Genomic DNA, 20,968 nt, shown 5'->3' with positions numbered 1-20,968 from the left:
TTGTCAAATTCATATTCGGAGGAACCATGTTATCACACAATTGGCTGACGGCAAAGGACGTACTGCGGGTGAATGCCTTCAAATGGCCCGACAAGACTGGCATTAAGGACCTTTACAAGTCCTACACCTTCAAGGAATGGGACGAGAGGTCGTGCAGGCTCGCCAATGCGCTCGCCTCGCTTGGCATGAAGAAGGGGGACAGGTTCGCCGTCCTTGCCTATAACGCGGTGGAATGGATGGAGATCTACGGGGCGGCCGCGAAGGGAGGATTTATTTGCGTTCCATTGATGTTCAGGCTTGCCGGCCCCGAGATGGAATATATCATCAACCATTGCGACGCGAAAGTATTCATCGTCCAGGACCAGTGGGTAGATCACGTGAACGGCCTGAAGGCAAGTCTCAAGACCGTGGAGCACTATATCTCCTTCGCGGTGGAGAACCCCAAATTTGACGGGTATCTTTCTTATGAGGACCTCCTCGCAAAGGCGAGCGCCCAGGAGCCGCTGACGGAGGTAAATCCGGAGGACCCGTGGGTAATCATGTATACGGGCGGCACTACGGGCCTGCCCAAGGGGGTGATAAAGTCCCACGAATCGATGTTTGCCCAGTATTATATCGAGATCTTCGACCATGATTTCAAGACCGACGACGTGGTGCTCCTCGTTATGCCCTGTTGTCACGTCAATTCCGTATATAACTCCTTTCCCGTCACCTGGGTGGGCGGCACGGTAATGGCCTACAATATGGTCAGCTTCAGCCCCGAAGACCTTCTCAAGACCTTTTCGGACCACAAGGTCACCTTCACTTCTCTCGTGCCTACCCATTACATCATGATGCTGACCCTTTCAGAGGAGGTAAAGAACAAGTACGACCTCACCACGGTGAAGAAGCTCCTCATCTCCTCCGCGCCCGCGCGAAAGGATACGAAGCTCGGGGTACTCGAAATGTTCCCCAATTCGGAGCTTTACGAGGCATACGGGTCGACTGAGGCGGGAATCGTGACCGTTCTCAAGCCTGATGAGCAGCTCACTAAACTGGGCTCCTGCGGAAGAGAAGTGATCGGTTCCGACCTGGTCCGCCTCTACGACGAAAATGACGATATCATCACGGAGCCGCACAGAGTCGGGGAGCTTTATTCCCGAAGCCCCATGCTCCTGACGGGCTACTGGAAGTCCCCGGAGAAAATGGCCCAGGCCATGAAAGGGAACTATTTTACCTCCGGCGACCTGGGCATGAGAGACGAAGACGGCTACATCTACCTTGTCGACCGGAAGGCGAACATGATCATTTCCGGAGGTGAGAATATCTTTCCCTCGGAGGTGGAGAACTGCGTGGGCGGCCATACCAAGGTGAAGGATGTGGCAGTCATCGGCGTGCCCCACGAAAAATGGGGGGAGCAGGTGACGGCGGTGGTCGTGCTCCACGACGGCCAGTCGGCCACTGCCGACGAAATGAGCGGATACTGCAAAGGCAAGATCGCGGGATACAAAATTCCAAAAAACATTGTCTTCATCAAGGATGAGGAGATGCCGCGATCAGGGGCAGGGAAGATCCTCCATCGGGTCCTCAGGGAGCGCTACGGCATGTGGAAGGATCACAATTGAAACGCGCGGCTCACGGGGGAACGGGGCCGGTCGGCCTCCTCCCCACACTTAAAAAGGGGAAATAAAATGACGCAACTAAACGGAAATGGCCTGGCCCTGGCTGATGCGTACTATTCAGCCTACGGCTCGAGAGCGCGCGAGCTGAAGGCGGAAGGCCGAAAAGTTATCGGCTACCTCTCGGCCCTGGCGCCGGTGGAGATCATGACTGCCGCCGGCCTGGTGCCTCTCAGACTGAAGGGTTACCCGGAAGAGCCCATTACCAGGGCGGATGTTCACATGGAGACTATAGTCTGCCCCTTTGTGCGCAATGTCTTTGACGCGGTGCTTAAAGGAAAGTACGACTTTCTCGACGGCATGGTCCTGCCCCACCAGTGCGACAGCATGGACCGGACCAACGACGTGTGGAGCTATACGTTGAAGCTGCCTTACTGGCATTTCCTGAATGTCCCCCATCTATCCGACGGGCCGTCCGTCGAGTTTATGCTCTCCATACTGCGCCTCTTCGTGGGGAGTCTCGAAAAATTGACCGGTAACCGGGTAGGGAACGAGCTGATTGCCCTGGCCGTAAAAGCACACAACGAGAACAGGCGTCTTATGCGACGTCTCTACGACCTCCGGAAGACAAACCCGCCCCTCATTTCAGGGGAAGAGATGACGAAAGTCCAGGTGGGGGCCATGAGCCTGCCCGTACTCGAATCGAGCTCCCTTATCGAGGCCGTGATACACGAAGTGGTGCAGAGGAAGCCGCCTCACGGGAATGGAGGAAAAAGGATCATGATCGTGGGGGACCAGGTAGACACCGCAGCCATCGCCCATACTATCGAGGGCGCCGGGGCATGGCTCGTCATGGACGATATCTCCATCGGAGCAAAGCTCTGCCGGTCGGAGATCGACACCACGCCGGACCCCCTTCAGGGACTGGCAGAGCACTACCTGAGGCACGTAAACCTGCCTACCACCTATGTGGCCGCAGGCAAGACATACGGAGAGAACACCGATGCCCGCTTCGGTCACCTGAAGCAGGATATACACGATTTTAAAGTGGATGGGGTGGTTCTTTTGATTAATAAGTATTGCGACCCCTATGGATTCGAGGTCCCCGCGATAAAAGCGTACATCGAATCGGCGGGAGCGTCCGTTCTTTACCTTGAGTACGAATACGCCAATTCCACCCTGCCCCGCCTCGAGACGAGGATCGGCGCCTTTCTGGAGATGATCTCATGAGCTTGGCCAATAGACAAAAATTTGTGAGGTATTGAGATGGAAGAGAAGAAACCAAGAGCACTCGCCACACAGTCGGCTGCAAAGATACCGAAGTTCGTGCGCTCAAACCTTTCAGCAACGCTGAAAGCCCGGGAGGAGGGCAAAAAGGTCGCCTACGCCTTTATAATGGACGGCCATGATGAGATCATGCGGGCCATGGATATTGTGCCGGCATGGGGCGAAAGCTTCTCGGGCTTGTGTGCCGCCAAGCGGGATGCGGAACAGTACCTCCAAAAGGCGGAATCGGAAAACTTCTCCCGCTCCCTCTGCACCTATGCCACCTGCAATCTCGGCTTCGATATCTTACGTGAAGAAATGGGAGGGGAGACGCCTCCCGGCGCCCCCTGGGGAGGCATGGGACGGCCCGATATGATTATCGGCAGCGCCCAGCAGCTATGCGATCCCCGGTTCAAATGGCCTCAGGCCACCCGCCATTACCTGCCGGATGTTCCGGTATTCGTGGGCGGCATGTACTATCCCCCCTGGGACCCGCAGACCGACCGGAGGGAGGTGGAGAAGTTTTACGTGAAATATATCACCGAAGAACTGAGGGAGTGCGTCCGCTTCTGCGAAAAAGTCACGGGAAAGAAGATGGACTGGGACAGGCTCGAAGCGGCGGTCGACCTGGCGGACCGGACGTGGGACCTCTTCGATGAGACCTATGCATTGAGGAAGGCCCGCCCGACTCCCATGGATACGGGGGATGCCATGAATACCATGGTGCCGATCACCTTCAATCTCGGCACTCAGGAGGCCTATGATTTTTATAAGGAGCTGAACGCGGAGCTGAGAGAAAAAGTCGAGAAGAAGGAAGGCGTGGCCGAAGAGGAAAAATACAGGCTCGTATGGGGAGCAGGACTCCCCTCGTGGTTTGCCTTGGGGGACTTCCAGTACTTCAACGGCAAAGGAGCGGTCTTTCCGGCCGAAACCACTTACCACGTGGCCCAGCCGATAGACCGCCTCGATCTGCCGAACACGAGCGACCCCCTCGAGCATATTGCGTGGCGCCTCATCCGCTACTATACGCACTGGTATGACAAGGCACGGCAAAAACCGGGATCGGCGCCCCTTGTGGAGCGTATAATGGAGTATGTAGATGATTATAAATGTGACGGGGTGGTCTTCCATTCCGCCTTTTCGTGCCGGAGCTGGCACGCGGGGATCATTTTGCAGGCGGAGGTCCTCAGGAAGGTATATGGACATATACCGATACTCATCATGGAAGGCGACATCGTCGACATCAGCTCATATAACGAAGCTGATACGCACAACAGGATAGATGCCTTCATAGAGACCCTTGAAGCGTACAAAAATAGCCGGAATTAACTGAATAGAGGTCCCGGGGTTTACCCCGGGCTCCTGAAAAGACCGGTACGCCGGTGCATAACTGCCCCTTCTTCCCGGGCCTGTCACGGGGCCCGGGAAGTACCCCTGTCCTCGAAGATTTCTTTCTTCCCGGTCATCCGATCCACAAAAGAGCCAAGATTCGGATCTTTGCTCGTCTGTTTGAGAAAATGAAGGAAGGTGATCGCAGCCGAGGAGAGGGTCTTCCCCTTCAGGTGGATCGCATCGATGGGGAGGAAGAAAGGTCCTTCTTCGAAAGGTACGATGACAAGCTCTCCCCTCTCCACCTCCTTTCCCACGCAGATCCTTGCCAGAAAGGAGACGCCCTTGTTCTTGCCTACAAGATTCTTGATGAATTCAGTGTTCCCCGCCTCTATGATCGCGGACGGCTTGATCCGTTTCTTTTCGAATTCACTCCATATCGCCTGGCGCGTGGCAGACCTGATATCCCTGCAGATCATTGGGTTGCCGTTCAACTCGCTGAGGGAACACCTCTCTCTTGCCGCCAGCTTGGAGCGAGGGGAGACAACGAGGACGATTTCTTCCGTGCTTAACGGAATATATTCGACGGTCTCGGGATAGGAGACTCTCGCAACGATAGCCACCTCGTAGTTATGGGCAAGGACGCCCCTCACAAGCTCGCTGGAGCTGGCCTCGTCGAGATGGACCTGTATTTTCGGGTGATTGTCCTGGAATGACGAGATAATGATAGGCATGAGGTATTGGGCAAGGGCATTCGCTGTTCCCACCCTCAGATCCCCTTTCTTCAGGTCCCTCACATCTTTGATCGCGGCTTCTGCCTCATCGACAAGGTTGAATATTTTTTCTGCATATCCGTAAAGGAGCCTGCCCGTCTCGGTGGGCGTGAGGTCCTTCCCCAACTTATCCAGAAGTTTAAAGCCGAGGCATCGCTCAAGAGAGCGGACCTGGATAAAGACCGCAGGCTCGGTGACGAACAACTCGGCCGCCGCCTTCGAAAAGGTGCCGGTTTTTACGACCGAATAGAATGCCCTCAACTGGTTCAAATTAATCATCGATCCAGCTCCGGAATCCTGCTTTTTAGAATAAATATTATACAACTATAAATTAAATTGCCTTGATATGTCAATAACTAAACGCTACAAATTATAAATAGCTTGTATACAATTCTCAGAACGAACCATGAGAGCAAGGAGGCGCTATGAGGGAGCTGGAGTACGACGGGATCATCATAGGAGCTGGACCCAATGGTCTCACTGCCGCAGGTTATCTTACAAAAGCAGGACTGAAAGTGGCGGTTCTTGAACGGAGGTACGAGATCGGCGGCGGATTGGCCACCGAGAACCTTCTCCTTCCCGGCATGCTCGTGGATAGCCATGCCATTTATCACATGATGGTGGAATATGCTCCACCGATGCGCGATTTCGAGCTGGAGACGAAGTACGATCTCGCGTGGATTTATCCGGACGTACAGCTCGTCATGCCTTTTCAGGATGGAACCCATCTGGCCCTTTATAAGGACCCCGAAAAATCGGCCCGATCCATTGCCAAATTCTCTGAAAAAGATGCCGAATCCTTCAGGAACTTCGTGGCATGGTCGGAAGAGGCCATGGATGTCTTTCTGGCGCCCGCGAGTTACGTGAATCCCCTTCCGAGCCTCGAGCAGGCGGCCAAGCTTGAGCTCCACCCCGCCACCAAGTGGGATGATGAGCTTACAGGATATACACCAAGGCAGATCGTCGACTCATGGTTCGAAAACGACCGGGTGCGGACGCTTTTCCTCTATCTCGCCACCATGTGGGGTCTCGACTACGACCTGGAAGGGCTTGGTTACCTTGTGCCCCTCATGATAAACAGGGGATGGCACTTTCGCCTCTCCCGGAGCGGCTCCCACCACGTAGCCCATCTCATGGGCAAGTATATCTCCGAAAACGGCGGCAGGGTGATCAGCGGCTGCGTCATCAAAAGGATCGTTATTGAAGACGGCGAGGCGAAAGGCGTCGAGCTCGACGACGGCACAATCATCAAGGCGGGCAAATTCGTCTGCAGCGCCCTCAATCCCCATCAGACCTTTTACGATTACGTGGGCAAGGAGCATCTCGAAGAAGAACTCATCACGAGACTCGACCAGTGGCGCTATTCCGATATGAGCTTTTTCACCTGCCATCTCGCCCTTACCGAATTGCCGCAGTTTACCGCCCTGCAGAACGACCCCGAGCTGTCCGAGACCCTGATATACGTAATCGGGTATGAATCCGAACAGGACCTGATCGACCATTTCGAGGCCTCCAAGCGGGGCGAGCTCCACGATGGCGGGTTCAACTGCTGTTTTCCGTCCGTCCACGACCCGATCCGGGTTCACCGCAGGCCCGACAGCGCAATAAAGCATATAGGCCTCATCAGCATGGAATGCGCTCCCTATAATTTGAAGGGCGTCGGGGCCCTCGGTTGGAACAAGATGAGAAGACCATACGCGGAGAGCTGCAAGAAGACCCTTCAAAAATACGCCCCCAACATGAACGCCGACACCATCGCCTGGGACTATATCGGCACGCCCCTCGACACGGAAAACAAATTCCCGGACATGAAGAACGGCTGCTTCAAGCAGGGCGCCTATCTTCCTCTCCAGATGGGATATTTCAGGCCTAATGAATATTGCAGTCAGCACGATTCTCCAATCAAGAAACTCTATCTCGCCGGGGCATGCACCCATTCGGGGGGCATGATCACCTACGGCCCCGGGTTCAATGCGGCGGAAAAGATCGTCGAGGACCTGGGGATCGAGAAATGGTGGCCGGAGCCCCGGGGAGTGAAAGAAGCAAAAGACCTCGGCCTCTTCTAAAGGCCGCGGCAGGAGGCGCGTATGTTCGTAAGATCAACCGGTTTAGGCAGAACTCTCCTACGGGGGAGGATCGCCGCGATTGAGAGCACCACGATGGTTCCCTCCACTCTGGAGCCCCCGGCCGACGGGATGCACGAGCCGATGAGGATGCTTATGGTGATGGAGATCCTCCATCCCGTCCATTGGACGGTCAGGGCCTTCGTCGATCCCGCCGACCTGAGACAGATGGTCTGGATGGTCGTGAAAAACCCCGCCCTGATTTTCAGGGGAATAAGATTCTTCTTCAAGAAAACCCCTGTCTACCCCCGGTACGAGTCGGGCGAAACCCAGGCTGGGGCCGCTGTTCCCACCAACAGGCCCATAGAAGTGCCGGCCCGGCCCAAAACCGGTCCGGGACCTATCCCGGGGGCGCGACCGGGCCCAGGCCCTATACCGAGCAGGAGAGTGACCAGGTAAGTACTTCATCAAGGAGGTCGATATGCCGGATAAGAAGTATGACGCAGTGATAGTTGGAGGAGGCCACCACGCCACCATTATCGCCTGTTATCTGCAAAGGGCCGGACTCAAGACCGCCATGTTCGAAAGATGGCATGAAATGGGAGGTGGGGCCTGCGGCGAAGAGCTCCCGGTGCCGGGCTTCATTCAGAACGTGTGCGCTCATTTCACGAGGTTTTATACGAACCCTGCGTATAAAGATTTCAACCTGAGGGATTTTGGCCTCGTCTACCTCTTCCCTGAGAACAACGAGGCGTGGATATATCCGGACGGCAATTATATCCTGGGTAAAACCATTTTCCCCGTGGTGGACAACCAGACCGGAAGGGCCGAATTTTCGGAGGCTGCGGCTCAGTACACGATCAACGAGATCGCCAAGATCAATAAGGACGATGCCAATACGGTGGAGGATATCATCCGGCGGTTCAGGGGCAAATGGCGAAACGCCTTCGCGAAATACCGCTACACCGGACCCGGGGAATGGGGTAACGGTCCCGATCCCCTCGAGGAGCTTTTCAATGATCCGAAAAACGGGCTCGATCCCGACATCGCCCTCGGCACCGTGGGAGAGATCGCCACGAAAATGTTCAAAAGCCCCGAGATGCAGACCTTTTACATGAGGGCCATCCAGACATCGAACGGTCTCTTCCCCTGCGACAGGCCAGGTCCTTACTGGCATATTCACGCCCTCGGCCTGATCTTATCCGTGGACGCGGCCGCTATCGTTACGGGAGGCACCCATAGCATCACCCATGCCCTGCTCAGGGCCTTCGAAAGCTATGGGGGGGAATTTTTCGTGCTCAACGAAGTGGAGAAAGTCCTTGTGGACAACAACAAGGCTTACGGGATCAAGCTGAGAAACGGGGATACCATAAAAGCGGATATCGTGGTGAGCGACCTCTCCGTCGAGCTCACCCTCGACGCAATAGGCAAAGATTGGGTACCGGGCGAACTCTGGAACAAGGCGCAGAAATTGAAAGAAAAACCCCCGACCCTCGAGGACAAGGGGTACGAGCGCACCCAGCTCCTCTGGGGGAATATCGCCCTTATGGATGCCCCCGAATACCCGCAAAACCCGGAACTGGGACTGGTCCCCCGGCTCTACTTCGGGGAAGCCGACCCGGAGTACTTCCTGAGCGGACGGTATCAGAAGGAGCGTTGGGAAAAAGGGATTGCCGATAAAATGTACCTCCTCGTGGCCCCTGACGTGCAGTGGGACAAGACGAGAGCGCCCGCGGGCAGGTTTGCGGCCCTGGTGGAGGAGTTCACCTGCCCGTGGAGGCAGTTCCCCGAAAAAAGGTGGCTCCAAATCAAAAAAGAAGTCGAATACCGGATGGTCGAGGAGTGGGGCAAGTATTCCCCCAATGTTAATATGGAAAATTTCATCTCCGCCTGGATTGCCACGCCCGATGACGTGGTCAATAGAAACCCCTGTATGCCCCAGGGCGGATGGGGGGCCCTCGATGCCCACTACGAGTGCAGCGGCAGAATGCGTCCCTTCCCCGAAATATCGGGCTACCGGCTGCCGGTCAAGAATTACTATCTCTGTTCGTCCGCCGCTCACTCAGCTCACGGCATCGGGAGGGGAAGCAGCTATAATTGCTATAAAGTGATCGCGAAGGACCTCGGCCTTTCCTATAAGCCGTGGGAGGAGAGGGAGATATAGCGAGGGAGATTGTCTGACAGGGTCGCACCTTTAACCGGGACAGCTCACCTATATCCAGATGGGTGAGTTATCCCTTACTTGGAGAGGATGACTTTGGAGCTTCAGCGGGAGTGCAAAGACTGCATCGTCGATTGGGTGTACAAACGGACGGAGCCCTATGTCCGGGAGGACCAAAGGCCCCTTCTCTCCCCCAAGATCGTCCGCGCACTCGAGGACGGCCGGACCGTCTCCTCCAACGTGGGTTTCCTCTGCAATGAAGCGGTCTTTTCGGCACAGGAGGTAGAATCAGGCTGCCTCTCTTACTACACCGCCTTTAAAGAAGAGGTGAACCGACGCGCGGAAGGGCTTCTCTCCCTGGCCAGGTCCTACATCGGTCATGGGGCAAACCCGGAAGAGAGGCTGGAGCGCGCCGTGTTCATTGCCGCCGCCGCCAATGTATCCTCCCTCGGCGCCCCGTCGGTCTTCACGTTTCCCGAAATAGAGGCCATTATCACAGGGCTCGAGTTGCCCGTTATGATCGGAGATGCATATGAAGCAATACTTCGCTCGCGGAGGATTCTCTATATCACGGACAATGCAGGCGAGGTCGGCTTCGATTCGCTTGTGATCGAACTTCTGAAGAAAAAAGGATGTCATGTGACGCTGGTGGTGAAAGAAGAGCCTTTCTTCGAGGATGCCCGGATGGGCGATGCCACATACTTCGGACTCGACCAGGTGGCGGACGAGATAATTAGTACCCATGGTTTCTTTATAAAGAATACCGGTGACCCGGTTCTCGACCGTGCGTTTCAGCTGTGTGACCTGATTATGGCCAAAGGCACGGGCAGCTATGAGGCCTTGAGCGGTGAAACAATCGGGAAGAGAGCAATTTTCATGCTCAAAGTGAAGTGCGGGCCCATCAGCAGGGAGACCGGGGTCGCACAAGGCAGAGTGCTCGTAAAGGTTGATACGTAAAAGTGCCGGCTCTTTGAAGGAGTAGCGGCCTCAAAGGGGGTGGGATAAAAGGATGTCCGATTTTCAGGGAGGACGGAAACATTCCATGAAAGAGGCGTTGTGCCGCCGGATTGCAGGACTATCCGGGAAACCGTTCATATCCTTATAAAGGGGGTAAGTATGGGACAGTTCATGTTTAAAAGGCATGTGAGGGAGTTTTGGCCGGAGAGAGATTTCAAGAAGTACCCGGTCTGGTTCGTCGATTTTTCCCACTCCTATCCGGCATGGACCCCGCTCTTCGAGTGGACCTGGGTCTTCAACCTCGTCCACGGACACATTTACGGCTGTAACGAGGCGTGGATACCCCAGACCCGCTCGTCGGACTGGAGAGAGATAGACGGTATGGCGGTCTGCACGGCCACGCCGGTGCCAACCCAGGAGGAGGTTGATTTCAGGTATCAAAAATTCTACGACAAAACAAAGAATGATTTCGAGCCCAACTACGATAAATATTGGGAAAAGAGCAAAACGGAGATGCTCGGCCGTTACGATGCGCTCAAGGATTTCGACTATGAGTCTGCAACCTACTATCAGCTTTACAAGCAATTCAACTTCGCCATCGAAACCCATAAGAGGATGTGGGAAGACCACTTCTACTTCATGTACGCCCTCTACGGCGCATACTGGTATTTCGAGGACCTCTGCAAACAGTATGTGAATATCAAAGAGACCTCCACGAACTGGCACAAGCTGATCAGGGGATACGACAATATCCTCTTCCGCCAGGACAAGGCCATGTGGGACCTCCGCAACAAGGCGATTCAGGACGGCATAGATCAGATTATCTCGACGAATCCGAGCGATAAGGTCATCGAGGAGCTTCGCAAGACCCCCAAAGGACTAAAATGGGTCGATGAGGACCTCGAACATTTCATGCACGGCCTCGCATACGGCTGGCGGATGATCCGGATGATGGAATTCGTGGAGCCGACCTGGTGGGAACATCCGGAGAATGCAATCCTTCACATACAGCAGTATCTTCTCGCAGACCGGGACGTCAGACCCTTCCCCCTCGATGCCATAAGGGAGAGGCTGGCCCGGGAGCGCCAGGATGTTGAAGAGGGAGTAATCGCGAACGCACAGGTGAACGGATGCAAGGACATGGACTGGTTCAAATGCCTCCTCAGGCTCGCCCAGAGGACCAGCTCCTTCAGCGAAAGCCATGATTTTCTCTATGAGCACCGGTGTTTCTCCGCCTTCCGCTTCTGCATGCTGAAAATAGGAGAGCGTCTCGCGAAGGTGGGGACTTTCAATACCGCTGAAGACATGTTCTTCTTTATACCCGAGGAGCTTCAGACCATGATCGCCATGCCGGAGAATTATGAATCCGGCTTCATCGCCCGGGAAAGACGGGCCGAATGGGTCGCCAACAAGGAATACCTCACCCGTCCGCCTATCATGGCAAGAGATCCATCCATGCAGCCCCATGAGGCCGGCGCCTTTATGGTGGCGGCGAAAGACCCTATCATTGCGAAAATAACGATAGGAGAATTCGTCCAGCCCGATCCTTCGACGGGCGCCGTCTGTTTCGGCAACCCCGGGAGCCCCGGCGTCGCGGAAGGACCTGCGCGGATCGTAATCACTGCCGCAGACCTGAAGAAAATCCAATGGGGAGATATCATGGTCTGTCCTTCCTCCCAGTCCTCTTACACCCCTGTATTTCCTCTTCTCAAGGGGGTGGTCTGCAATGGCGGGGGAAGCCTCTCCCATGGGCCGATAGTGGGCAGGGAATGGGATATCCCGGTGGTGGCCAACTGCATCACGGGGACCCAATTACTTAAAGACGGCGACCGCATAAGGGTGGACGGATTTAAAGGACTGGTTTTTAAGCTCTAAATGCGAGGAACCGGTTCGGTCCCTTGCCTGGGGCCGAACCGGGGCTCAACCGGAGTGCACGTTCTCACTAACGGTCATTGAAGGAGCATGCCATGAAACGTCTCGAAGGAAAGGTTGTCATCATCACCGGAGCGGGAAAGGGTCTCGGCAAAGCCTTTGCCCTCAGATTCGCCGATGAGGGGGCGAGGCTCGCCCTTGCCACCCGTAAAGATATGGAGGGACTCAAAGGCGCCGCAAAAGAAGTCATTGCAAAAGGCGCCGAGTGCATCTGGTTTCAGGCCGATGTGACAAAGCCGGAGGATGTACGGAAGATGGCCGATGAAACGGCCGCAAGGTTCGGAAAGATCGACGTCCTTGTGAATAACGCGGCCTACTACTTCGGCGTCGAGCGTAGGCCTTTTAATGCGATTCCCATGGAAGAATGGGACATGATGATGAATATCAACGTAAAGGGGCCCTGGCTCTGCGCCCAGGCGGTCTATCCCTATATGAAGGCCCAGGGGAAAGGCAAGATCATCAATCTCACCTCGGAAGTCTTCTTCACGGGATCGAATGGGTTCGTCCACTACGTGGCGTCGAAAGGGGGCGTGGTAGGTCTGACCCGCGCTTTGGCCGCCGAGCTGGGTCCGGACAATATCACTGTGAACGGCGTGGCCCCCGGCTTTACCGACACGGAGGCGAGCAGGACCATAGCCGATGTCACTAAATACGACGTGTCCAAAACACCGCTCAGGCGACTTGGAGTCGCCCAGGACATAATAGGGGCCGCCCTTTTCTTCGCCTCTGATGATGCCGACTTCGTAACCGGCGAGATACTCCTCGTGGACGGCGGCCGCGCGATGCACTGAGACAACGCGCCCCCCGGACTGGGATGAGGGCGCTACGGGCGCAAAACCCGTGAAGGGTCACTCATGAAGACCTATGACTGCGTACCGGGTCTGGAATTCGACGAGGACGCCGACCTGGCCCAATCGCCGGCGTGGTTTTTGGACGGCACTCATTCCGTCCCCCCCTGGACCCCCATGTTCGGCTGGTTCTGGGTCAATTTCTGCCGTCATGGCATGCAGTACGGCGCGGAGGTCCTTCAGATCCCCACCACGAAAGGATGGGACTGGAGGTTCAAGGATGGAGGGGGATATCTCACCATCATAATCGTCGATAACGAGACTGAGAAAAGAGAGCGGGCCCTCAAATTCCGGGAGGCAATCAAACCTTTCCTCGAAGATTACGAAGGGCTCTGGGGCGGCTTTGTCTCCGAAATGCTCGGGCGGTATGAAAGGATAAAGGGGGTAGACGGGAAAAAGGCCGGCAACATAGAGCTCCTCGACAACTTCGAATATGCGGTCGACACATGCAGAAGAATGTGGGAAATCCATATGTACATGATGTACGGCACCTATGTGCCCTATGTCCTTTTCGAGCAGCTCTGCACCCAGCTCCTTGGCATCGACGACAGGGACCCCGCATTCTTAAGTCTCATGAGCGGCTTCGATAACGAGAGCTTCAGGATCGACAAGGCCCTTTGGGATTTTTCGAGAAAAGCAGTGGCCATGGGCCTCAAAGAGATCATCACCACCGTCCCCATCAAAGAAGCGGTAAGCCGTCTCGATGCCCACGAGAGCGGACGTGCTTTCATGAAAGAATTCCGGACTTTTCTCAACGACAAAGCAGGATGGCGCATGGAGCGGATGGCCGAGCTCAATACGCCCACATGGGCCGAGGAGCCTTCCCTGGCACTTTCGAGAGTGAAGCTTTATCTGAAAATGGATAGAAATTTCGATCTCGACGCCGAGAGAGAGAAGCACGAACGACAGAGAAAGGAAGCGGAGAAGGAGCTCCTCGGGAGGATTGCGCCCGAGCAGAGGGGATGGTTTTCCATGCTCATGTTTATCGCACAGAACTCGAGCCGTTTCAGCGAGGAACACAACCTCTACCTCGACCTCTATACACATGCGGTGATACGGAAGGCCTGCCTCGATATGGGCAGACGGTTTGTCGAAGCGGGTGCCCTCGACAAAGAGGAAGACGTCTTCTTTCTCATTCCCGACGAGATAAGGAGGGCAGCCCTCAATCCGGACAGGTTCAGACTCCAGGCTATCGCCGCAAGGCGTACCGCGGATTGGGAGGAATGGAACAGGAAAGGAAACCCGGCAGTTATACTGCGGGAGGGCTTCGGCCTCGATAAGGCGATGGACTTCATGATCCGCTCCTTCGATCCCATCGCCCTCAAAGTGGTGGTGGGAAAGCTCCCAGAGGCAAAACCGGGCCTGAAAGCGGACCTCATCGGCACCTGCGGCTCCCCCGGGATGGCGGAGGGTATTGCCAGGGTCGTCTTCAATGAAGAGGACCTCGCATATATCGAGGAAGGAGATATCCTTGTGGCGGCCAGCACCTCCCCGTCCTGGACGCCTATTTTCGGTATGATCAGCGGAGTCCTGGTGGACCGGGGCGGAGCGCTTTCCCATGCAGCCATAGTGGGCAGAGAGTACGGCATACCCGTGGTCATGAACGTCTTTGAAGGAACGAGCAAAATTCGATCGGGTCAAAGAATCCGGATAGATGCGAACCTCGGCACGGTGGTGATACTGGAGGCGGATAAGGTTTAAGGATGGTCCTATGTTTCTCTTTGTCCAGTCTTGGGATATTGTAAGAGGAAGGGAATCGGAATATACCGATTTCGTGCTGCGCGAGTATCTGCCCGTCATGCAGAAGATAGGCCTTCCTATCATAGGGGGCTTCCATGTGGTGATCGGGGCGGGCCCCACCATCAGCGCGGTCAGTACCCCTTCCGATATCACCGGCCTTCAGAGAGCCCTTGATTCCCATGAATTCCCTCTTATTACCGACGAGTTCCAGAAATACATCGTCAACTACGGCAGCAGGCTGTTAAGAAATTCGGGAAGAATTGCAGAAGCCCCGTACACGGTGGAACCCGGAACATGGAGGTTCAACCAGCATTATACCCTGGTCCCGAAGGTCGAGAAATCCTATACCGCCTTTCTGGAGAGAGAGTATGTGCCCGCCCTGCTCGATCAGGGGATCAGGGTGAAAGCGGAGTGGCAGGGTGTGATCGGCTCCGGTCCCTCCCGAATCCTCCTTGAAGGCGTCGCTCCACGCATACAGGATATCGCGTCAGCCCTCATGTCGGACCGGATTGCGGTTGCCAGGAATATTCTTGTCACCACCTACGGGAGACACTATAGCAGCAGGATCCTGGCGCCCACCGGGCGCGTTGAGGCCGCATTTATCCTGAAAGAGATGACAAAGGCATTGTGAACCGATCGGGCACGCATAAGCCCGGAGAAAACAGAGGCAAGGAGGAAGAGCTTATGATCGCCGACAGAAGTTTATATTGGAATCCCATACTTGAGACCATGCCCCAGGAAAAGCTCAGACAGCTTCAGGTCAAGAAGTTTCAGCGCATTTTCGAATGGGCTTACCATAATTCGCCCTTTTACTCGAAAATATATAAAGAAGCGGGCATCGAGCCGGGGGATATAAAGACCCTCTCCGACATACGTAAGGTCCCGAAAATTGACAAAGGCATGCTCCGGGACGTCCAGAGCAGGCCTCCTTTTCCCTATGGGGACATGCTCGCCGTGCCCCTTTCGATGGTCACGGAATTCCGTCAGACCAGCGGAACCACGGGCACACCGGTCTATCAGGCGGATACCTGGCAGGATTGGGAATGGTGGGCCGAATGCTGGGCCTACATCCTTCACGCCCAGGGATACAGGGACACGGACCGCGTCTTTATACCCTTCGGCTACAATATCTTCGTAGCCTTCTGGGCAGGCCATTATGCGGCGGAAAAAGTGGGATGCGAGGTAGTCCCCGGGGGCGTGCTCGATACGGAGGCGCGGGTCATGAAGATGAAGGAGCTTCAATGCACCGCCTTCATGGCAACCCCTACCTATGTCCTCGGTATGGCGGATACGGCACGAAAGATAGGCATAGATCCCAGGAGCATAGGGATCAAAAGGATCACCTGCGCCGGAGAACCGGGCGCTTCCATCCCGACGACCAAGCAGCGCATCGAAGAAGCCTGGGGAGCCCGGGTCTACGATCATATAGGGGCAACAGAGATCGGCGCCTGGAGCTACATGTGCACTCACGAGCCCAGGGGACTGCATGTGAATGAGGCATTCTTCCTTGTGGAGATCGAGGATGTGGACACAGGTGAGATAATCGAAGAGCCGGGAAAGAACGGTAAAATGATCATCACCGCCTTCGACAGGATGGCCAAGCCGTGCATCCGCTTCGATTCAAAAGACGTAATCCGCTGGGCCGACTATACCTGCAGCTGCGGGAGGACCTTCCGTATCATCGACGGAGGGGTGGTCGGCAGGTCGGACGACATCACAAAAGTCAAAGGAGTGCTTCTCGCCCCCACCGCAATCGAAGAAGTGGTGCGAAGCTTTGCCGAGCTGAGCGATGAGTACGAAGTAGTGGTAACCAAGAAAGGCGACATCGACGATATCATGCTCAAGATAGAGCTGAAACCCGAATTCGAAGAAGAAAAAGAAGCAGTCCTCGCCCAGCTCAAAGACGAGCTCAGGGTAAAAACCAACCTCGGCTACAAAATAGAGGTCCACCCCTACGGAACCCTGCCGAGGTACGAGGTAAAGGCGAAACGGTTTAAGGATATGAGAAAACATTAGAAACAGTCGATAGTCTCTAGTATATAGTCGTTAGTAACGACAAAGGCGCGAAAGACAGTCGATAGTCGTTAGTATACGGTCGTTAGTAGAGGCACAAGGACGTTATGGTGCGGTGGAGTTGGCTGAGACGCGGGAAAAAGTCAGCGGGTCCGTAAAAGGTCTCAGGCGGGACTATACGTGGACGCTCCCCCTGGTCCGTCCCGCGTGACGTAGCTCGCACAGCGAGCGCGAGGGGGAGGCTCCACGGGTTTTGCCCGTGGAGGGGGCGACGTGAGCCCCATTAATTGCAGCGCTTAAGGAGGTATAGCATGCTCGAACAATATGACATTGTGGCCATGGATGAGAAGATCGGGCTTATCAGAAAAACTGCGGAGGAGCTTTTGGATTTGGGGGGTGAGATCGAGGCGGTGAAAAAGAATCTGGTCCGACTCCTCGCCAGTACCACTATGCTCGAGCTGAATATAAGCGATGTGAGGGAGCTGTTTTACAGGTAAATATGGCTTCCGCCGCAGCCTGGGAAGAGAGGACGGAATGGAACAGTGGATATACTGGTTCCGGGAGCTCCGGTCACAGGACAAGGAGAAGGTCGGCAAGAAGTGCGCGAACCTCGGAGAGCTGACCGCCCTCGGTCTCAGGGTGCCGCCCGGGTTCGCCGTGTCGGTAAAGGGTTTTGAACAGTTCATGAACCTTACCCGTGCGGCGGACGAGGTCCGTGAGTGTCTGTCCAGAGCGAAAGGCGCACTCGATCGTGTGGACGGTCGGATTACCGTGAGCTGCAAAGCGCGGGAGCTTATCGAGTCACAGGCAATGCCCCCTGCCATGGAGGAAGAGATCCTCACCCATTACCATGAGCTCTGCCGGCTCACCGGCTCGGAAAATCAAGCCGTCGCAGTCCGGTCAAGCGGGGCCGTCAGTATGCCCGGTCAGATGGAAACCTACCTCAATGTATCGGGCGATGCCGAGGTGATCTCGCACATAAAGAAGGTCTGGGGCAGCGCCTATACGGCCAGGGCAATCACCTTCAGGCGCGATAAGGGTTTGCCGATAGAATGGGCGCCCATAGGCGTGGCAATCATGTCCCTCGTCGATGCGAAAGCCGCAGGCGTGATTCTCACCGTCGCGCCTACTACCGGCGACATATCCAAAATCGTCATCGAGGGCAATTGGGGGTTTGGCGAGAGTGTGGTCAGCGGGGAAATTACGCCTGATTCCTTTACGATAGATAAGAATACCATGGAGATCACTGAAAGGAAGATTGCCCGCAAGGCAGGGATGATCAAAACAGGCCCCAAAGGCACGATCTATTGCGACACCGCCGAAAACGCCAAAGAGGAACCGTGCCTCAAGGACTGCGAAGTACTGGAACTTGCCCGGGTGGCCGCAGGGGTGGAAGAACATTTCGGTGAGCCTCAGGATATGGAATGGGTCATAGATAAGTCCGAAGAGCCGGACAGGAATATCTTCTGGCTCCAGGCCCGGCCGGCCCGTTACCTGAAAACCGACAAAGGTAATGAGAGGGATTATCTTATCGACCTCATGGTCAATATTTTCAAGTAAAAAAGGCGTCACACGCACAAAGGAGGTGCCCCTGTGGAAGAGATATCTTTTAGCCTTAACGGCATTACGAGAAAGATAATAGGCGAGCCGAAGAAAACGCTCCTCAAGGTGCTCCGCGAGGATTTTCATCTCACGGGAACAAAGGAGGGTTGCGCCGCGGGCCACTGCGGCACCTGCGCGGTGCTCGTGGACGGCGAGGTGACGATGGCGTGCCATTATCCCATCGAAAAAGCACGAAACAAAAAGGTTATCACTATCGAGGGCATCGGCACCATGGCAGACCCCCACCCTCTCCAGATGACCTTTGCCGCCAACGGGGCGGTCCAGTGCGGGTTCTGCACGCCGGGAATGATTATTCGCGCAAAAGCGCTCCTCGACAAGAAACCGAACCCTTCGAGGGAAGAGATTACATCCGCGATTCAGCCCCACCTCTGCAGGTGCACGGGCTATACGAGGATTATTGACGCCATCGAGAAGGCAGGCGCCTTTCTTCGCGGTGAGATTCCCTCCCTTGAAGCACCTAAAACAGAAACAATACTCGGGGCGCCGGTCCCCAGGCGTGATGCCCTGGAAAAAGCCACGGGAACCACGCTATTCGTCGACGATATCCCGGTTGATAACGTGGCCCACGTGAAGATGGTGAGAAGCCCCCACCACCATGCACGAATTCTCTCCATAAATAAAACGGATGCAATGGCGGTTCCCGGGGTACTCGCAATACTTACCGCCGAGGACGTGAAAGGGACAAACATTTTGAAAATGGCGGGGGACGACCAGCCGGTGCTCTGCAAGGATAAGGTCCGTATGAAAGGCGATCCGGTTGCGGCGGTGGTCGCGATCTCGGAAAGCGCCGCCCGTACGGCCGCGCAAATGGTCAGTGTGGTATACGAAGAGCTGGCTGCGGCGATAACCCCCGGGGAAGCCCTCGCGGAAGGGGCCCCCAAGGTTCACGACGGCAAACCCAACGTCTTCTTTGAACAGCCCATTCATTTTAAGGATGCGGACCAGGGGTTCGCTGAGGCCGACGTCATCGCAGAGGGTTATTATTCCACCCAGACCATAGAGCACGGGTACCTGGAGACCGATTCGGGCATCGCCTATATTCACGAGAACGGCCAGCTCGTGATCATGTCGGGGAGCCAGAATATTCACGCCCACCGCAATACCATCGCAGGAGCAGTCGGAATGGCGCCGGAGCAGGTGCGCATGATCCAGACGGTGACAGGGGGCGCCTTCGGCGGTAAGCTCGATGTTTCCGTGGGAGGCATCCTGGGTGTGGCGGCCCTTGCAGTGCAAAGACCGGTGAAGCTGGTTTATACCAGGGCAGAGGTATTCTCTGCCACCACCAAACGCCATCCTTTTTACATGGACACCAGGATAGGGGCAAAAAAGGACGGGACTTTGACTGCATTCAAAATGGACCTTCTCGCTGACGGCGGCGCCTACAAATCTTTCTCCGGAAGCGTGGTGACCCGGGGACTCGTACACTCGAGCGGACCCTACAAGTTCGCGAGCGCGAAAATATTGGGAAGAGCGGTCTATACCAATTCCGCTATCAAGGGGGCCATGAGAGGCTTCGGCGTTCCTCAGACCCTCTTCGCCACGGATTCGCTTATCGACGAGATAGCGGAGAAGCTCGGCATGGACCCCTTTGCCCTCAGGAAAAAGAATGCCTTCATCCCGGGAGATACAACTGTCTGCGGGCAGCCGCTGGATCACGGCTTCGGGTTCGTCGAATGTTTTGAGAAACTTCAACCCCATTACGTAAGGGCAAGGAAGGAGGCAGCCAGGCTTTCAACCGATACGGTCAAGAGGGGCGTCGGTCTCGGCTCCGTCTATTTCGGACCGGGCAGGAGCTCGCCCGATCAATCCGAAGCGTGGGCGGAAATCCTCCCCGACAACCGACTCCAGGTATGGATCGGCTCGGCGGATATGGGACAGGGCTCTGATACGATGTTCTGGCAGATCGCAGCCGAGACCTTCGGTTATCCTCTGGAAAAGGTGTTGGTCTGCACCACGGATACGAATTATGTGCCCGACGGCAACTTCTCTGCGGGAAGCCGTCAGACATATGTTTCAGGAAAGGCGGTGCAGAAAGTGGTGCACCAATTGAAGAAGACCATGGAGGAGAACGGCTGCGCCACGTATAATGATCTGAGGGCAAAGGAGCTGCCTACTCTGACGAAGCTCGTCCATCGGACGGAAACGACAAAACTCGACCCCGGGGATGGGCATGGGGCCCCCTGGGAGACCTATTCCTTCGGTTTGCAGATGGCCGAAGTGGCGGTGCACGTGGAAACCGGCAGGGTGGAGGTGGTGAAGATTACGGCGGTCCATGACCTTGGGAGAGTGATAAACAGGATCAACTGCGACGGACAAATGATCGGGGGCATCGTGATGGGCTTGGGCTATGCCCTCTCGGAAGAGTACGTGTACGGTGAGACCGACAGTTTCGCCCGGTTTAGGATGCCGAGAGCCAAAGACGTGCCGGAGATCGAGATAATCTACGTGGAGGTGGCTCGGGAGAATGGGCCTTTCGGGGCTTCCGGCGCCGGGGAGTTCGCGGATGTCCCCACTGCCCCCGCCATCGCGAATGCGGTGCGCCATGCATGCGGCGCGAGGATACGTGACCTCCCGATCACTAAAGATAAAATTAAAGCCGCTCTCGCAGCCGGAAACAAATGAACCGAGCCTCCGCGAAATACCACTACGTCAAGATTGCGGGGGG

General features: G+C 55.6%; 16 protein-coding genes. 15 read left to right on the top strand and 1 reads right to left on the bottom strand.

Going from position 1 to position 20,968, the window contains the following annotated elements; translation table 11 throughout:
• Positions 1-26 precede the first annotated feature (26 nt).
• The 3 genes from VGJ94_16400 (at position 27) to VGJ94_16390 (ending at position 4,193) form a co-directional block, all read left to right on the top strand.
• Positions 27-1,604, top strand: a complete 1,578-nt coding sequence (locus VGJ94_16400) for an AMP-binding protein (GenBank protein ID HEY3278197.1) — start codon at positions 27-29, stop codon at positions 1,602-1,604.
• A 66-nt stretch (positions 1,605-1,670) separates the two neighbouring features.
• A complete protein-coding gene (locus VGJ94_16395) occupies positions 1,671-2,828 on the top strand; it encodes a 2-hydroxyacyl-CoA dehydratase family protein (GenBank protein HEY3278196.1) in 1,158 nt (385 codons plus the stop codon).
• Between the two features lie 36 nt (positions 2,829-2,864).
• Complete coding sequence (locus tag VGJ94_16390; protein ID HEY3278195.1) at positions 2,865-4,193, top strand: 2-hydroxyacyl-CoA dehydratase family protein; 1,329 nt, start codon at positions 2,865-2,867, stop codon at positions 4,191-4,193.
• An 83-nt stretch (positions 4,194-4,276) separates the two neighbouring features.
• Here the strand turns inward: VGJ94_16390 and VGJ94_16385 are convergent, their stop codons facing one another.
• A complete protein-coding gene (locus tag VGJ94_16385; protein HEY3278194.1) occupies positions 4,277-5,245 on the bottom strand; it encodes a LysR family transcriptional regulator in 969 nt (322 codons plus the stop codon).
• A 146-nt stretch (positions 5,246-5,391) separates the two neighbouring features.
• Here VGJ94_16385 and VGJ94_16380 point away from each other — a divergent pair, with 146 nt between their 5' ends.
• The 12 genes from VGJ94_16380 to VGJ94_16325 all read left to right on the top strand — a co-directional run bounded on the left by VGJ94_16380 (position 5,392) and on the right by VGJ94_16325 (position 20,925).
• Positions 5,392-7,032 (top strand): NAD(P)/FAD-dependent oxidoreductase, encoded by a 1,641-nt coding sequence (locus VGJ94_16380; GenBank protein HEY3278193.1) that lies wholly within the window; start codon positions 5,392-5,394, stop codon positions 7,030-7,032.
• Between the two features lie 21 nt (positions 7,033-7,053).
• Complete coding sequence (locus tag VGJ94_16375) at positions 7,054-7,488, top strand: hypothetical protein (GenBank protein ID HEY3278192.1); 435 nt, start codon at positions 7,054-7,056, stop codon at positions 7,486-7,488.
• Positions 7,489-7,510: 22 nt separating this feature from the next.
• Positions 7,511-9,193 (top strand): NAD(P)/FAD-dependent oxidoreductase, encoded by a 1,683-nt coding sequence (locus VGJ94_16370; protein HEY3278191.1) that lies wholly within the window; start codon positions 7,511-7,513, stop codon positions 9,191-9,193.
• A gap of 87 nt (positions 9,194-9,280) precedes the next feature.
• On the top strand, positions 9,281-10,147 hold the full coding sequence (locus VGJ94_16365) for an ARMT1-like domain-containing protein (protein HEY3278190.1): 867 nt from the start codon (positions 9,281-9,283) through the stop codon (positions 10,145-10,147).
• 159 nt (positions 10,148-10,306) lie between these two features.
• Positions 10,307-12,022 carry a PEP-utilizing enzyme gene (locus tag VGJ94_16360; GenBank protein ID HEY3278189.1) on the top strand — a complete coding sequence of 572 codons (1,716 nt, stop codon included), beginning with the start codon at positions 10,307-10,309 and terminating at the stop codon, positions 12,020-12,022.
• Between the two features lie 92 nt (positions 12,023-12,114).
• A complete protein-coding gene (locus tag VGJ94_16355; GenBank protein ID HEY3278188.1) occupies positions 12,115-12,870 on the top strand; it encodes a 3-oxoacyl-ACP reductase family protein in 756 nt (251 codons plus the stop codon).
• A gap of 63 nt (positions 12,871-12,933) precedes the next feature.
• Positions 12,934-14,628, top strand: coding sequence for a PEP-utilizing enzyme (locus VGJ94_16350; protein ID HEY3278187.1), 1,695 nt, complete (start codon positions 12,934-12,936; stop codon positions 14,626-14,628).
• Positions 14,629-14,638: 10 nt separating this feature from the next.
• The gene (locus VGJ94_16345) at positions 14,639-15,298 is read left to right on the top strand and encodes a hypothetical protein (protein ID HEY3278186.1); all 660 of its coding nucleotides are present in this window, start codon (positions 14,639-14,641) and stop codon (positions 15,296-15,298) included.
• 53 nt (positions 15,299-15,351) lie between these two features.
• Entirely contained in the window at positions 15,352-16,683 is a 1,332-nt protein-coding gene (locus VGJ94_16340) for an AMP-binding protein (GenBank protein ID HEY3278185.1), read from the top strand.
• 308 nt (positions 16,684-16,991) lie between these two features.
• Positions 16,992-17,177 (top strand): hypothetical protein, encoded by a 186-nt coding sequence (locus tag VGJ94_16335; GenBank protein HEY3278184.1) that lies wholly within the window; start codon positions 16,992-16,994, stop codon positions 17,175-17,177.
• Positions 17,178-17,214: 37 nt separating this feature from the next.
• The gene (locus VGJ94_16330) at positions 17,215-18,240 is read left to right on the top strand and encodes a PEP/pyruvate-binding domain-containing protein (GenBank protein ID HEY3278183.1); all 1,026 of its coding nucleotides are present in this window, start codon (positions 17,215-17,217) and stop codon (positions 18,238-18,240) included.
• Positions 18,241-18,273: 33 nt separating this feature from the next.
• Complete coding sequence (locus tag VGJ94_16325; protein HEY3278182.1) at positions 18,274-20,925, top strand: molybdopterin cofactor-binding domain-containing protein; 2,652 nt, start codon at positions 18,274-18,276, stop codon at positions 20,923-20,925.
• The last annotated feature ends 43 nt before the right edge of the window (positions 20,926-20,968 follow it).

Source organism: Syntrophorhabdaceae bacterium, from assembly GCA_036504895.1.
Lineage (GTDB): Bacteria > Desulfobacterota > Syntrophorhabdia > Syntrophorhabdales > Syntrophorhabdaceae > PNOM01.
The sequence above is the reverse complement of the archived record's forward strand: the minus strand, read 5'-3'. Positions and strand labels throughout refer to the sequence as shown.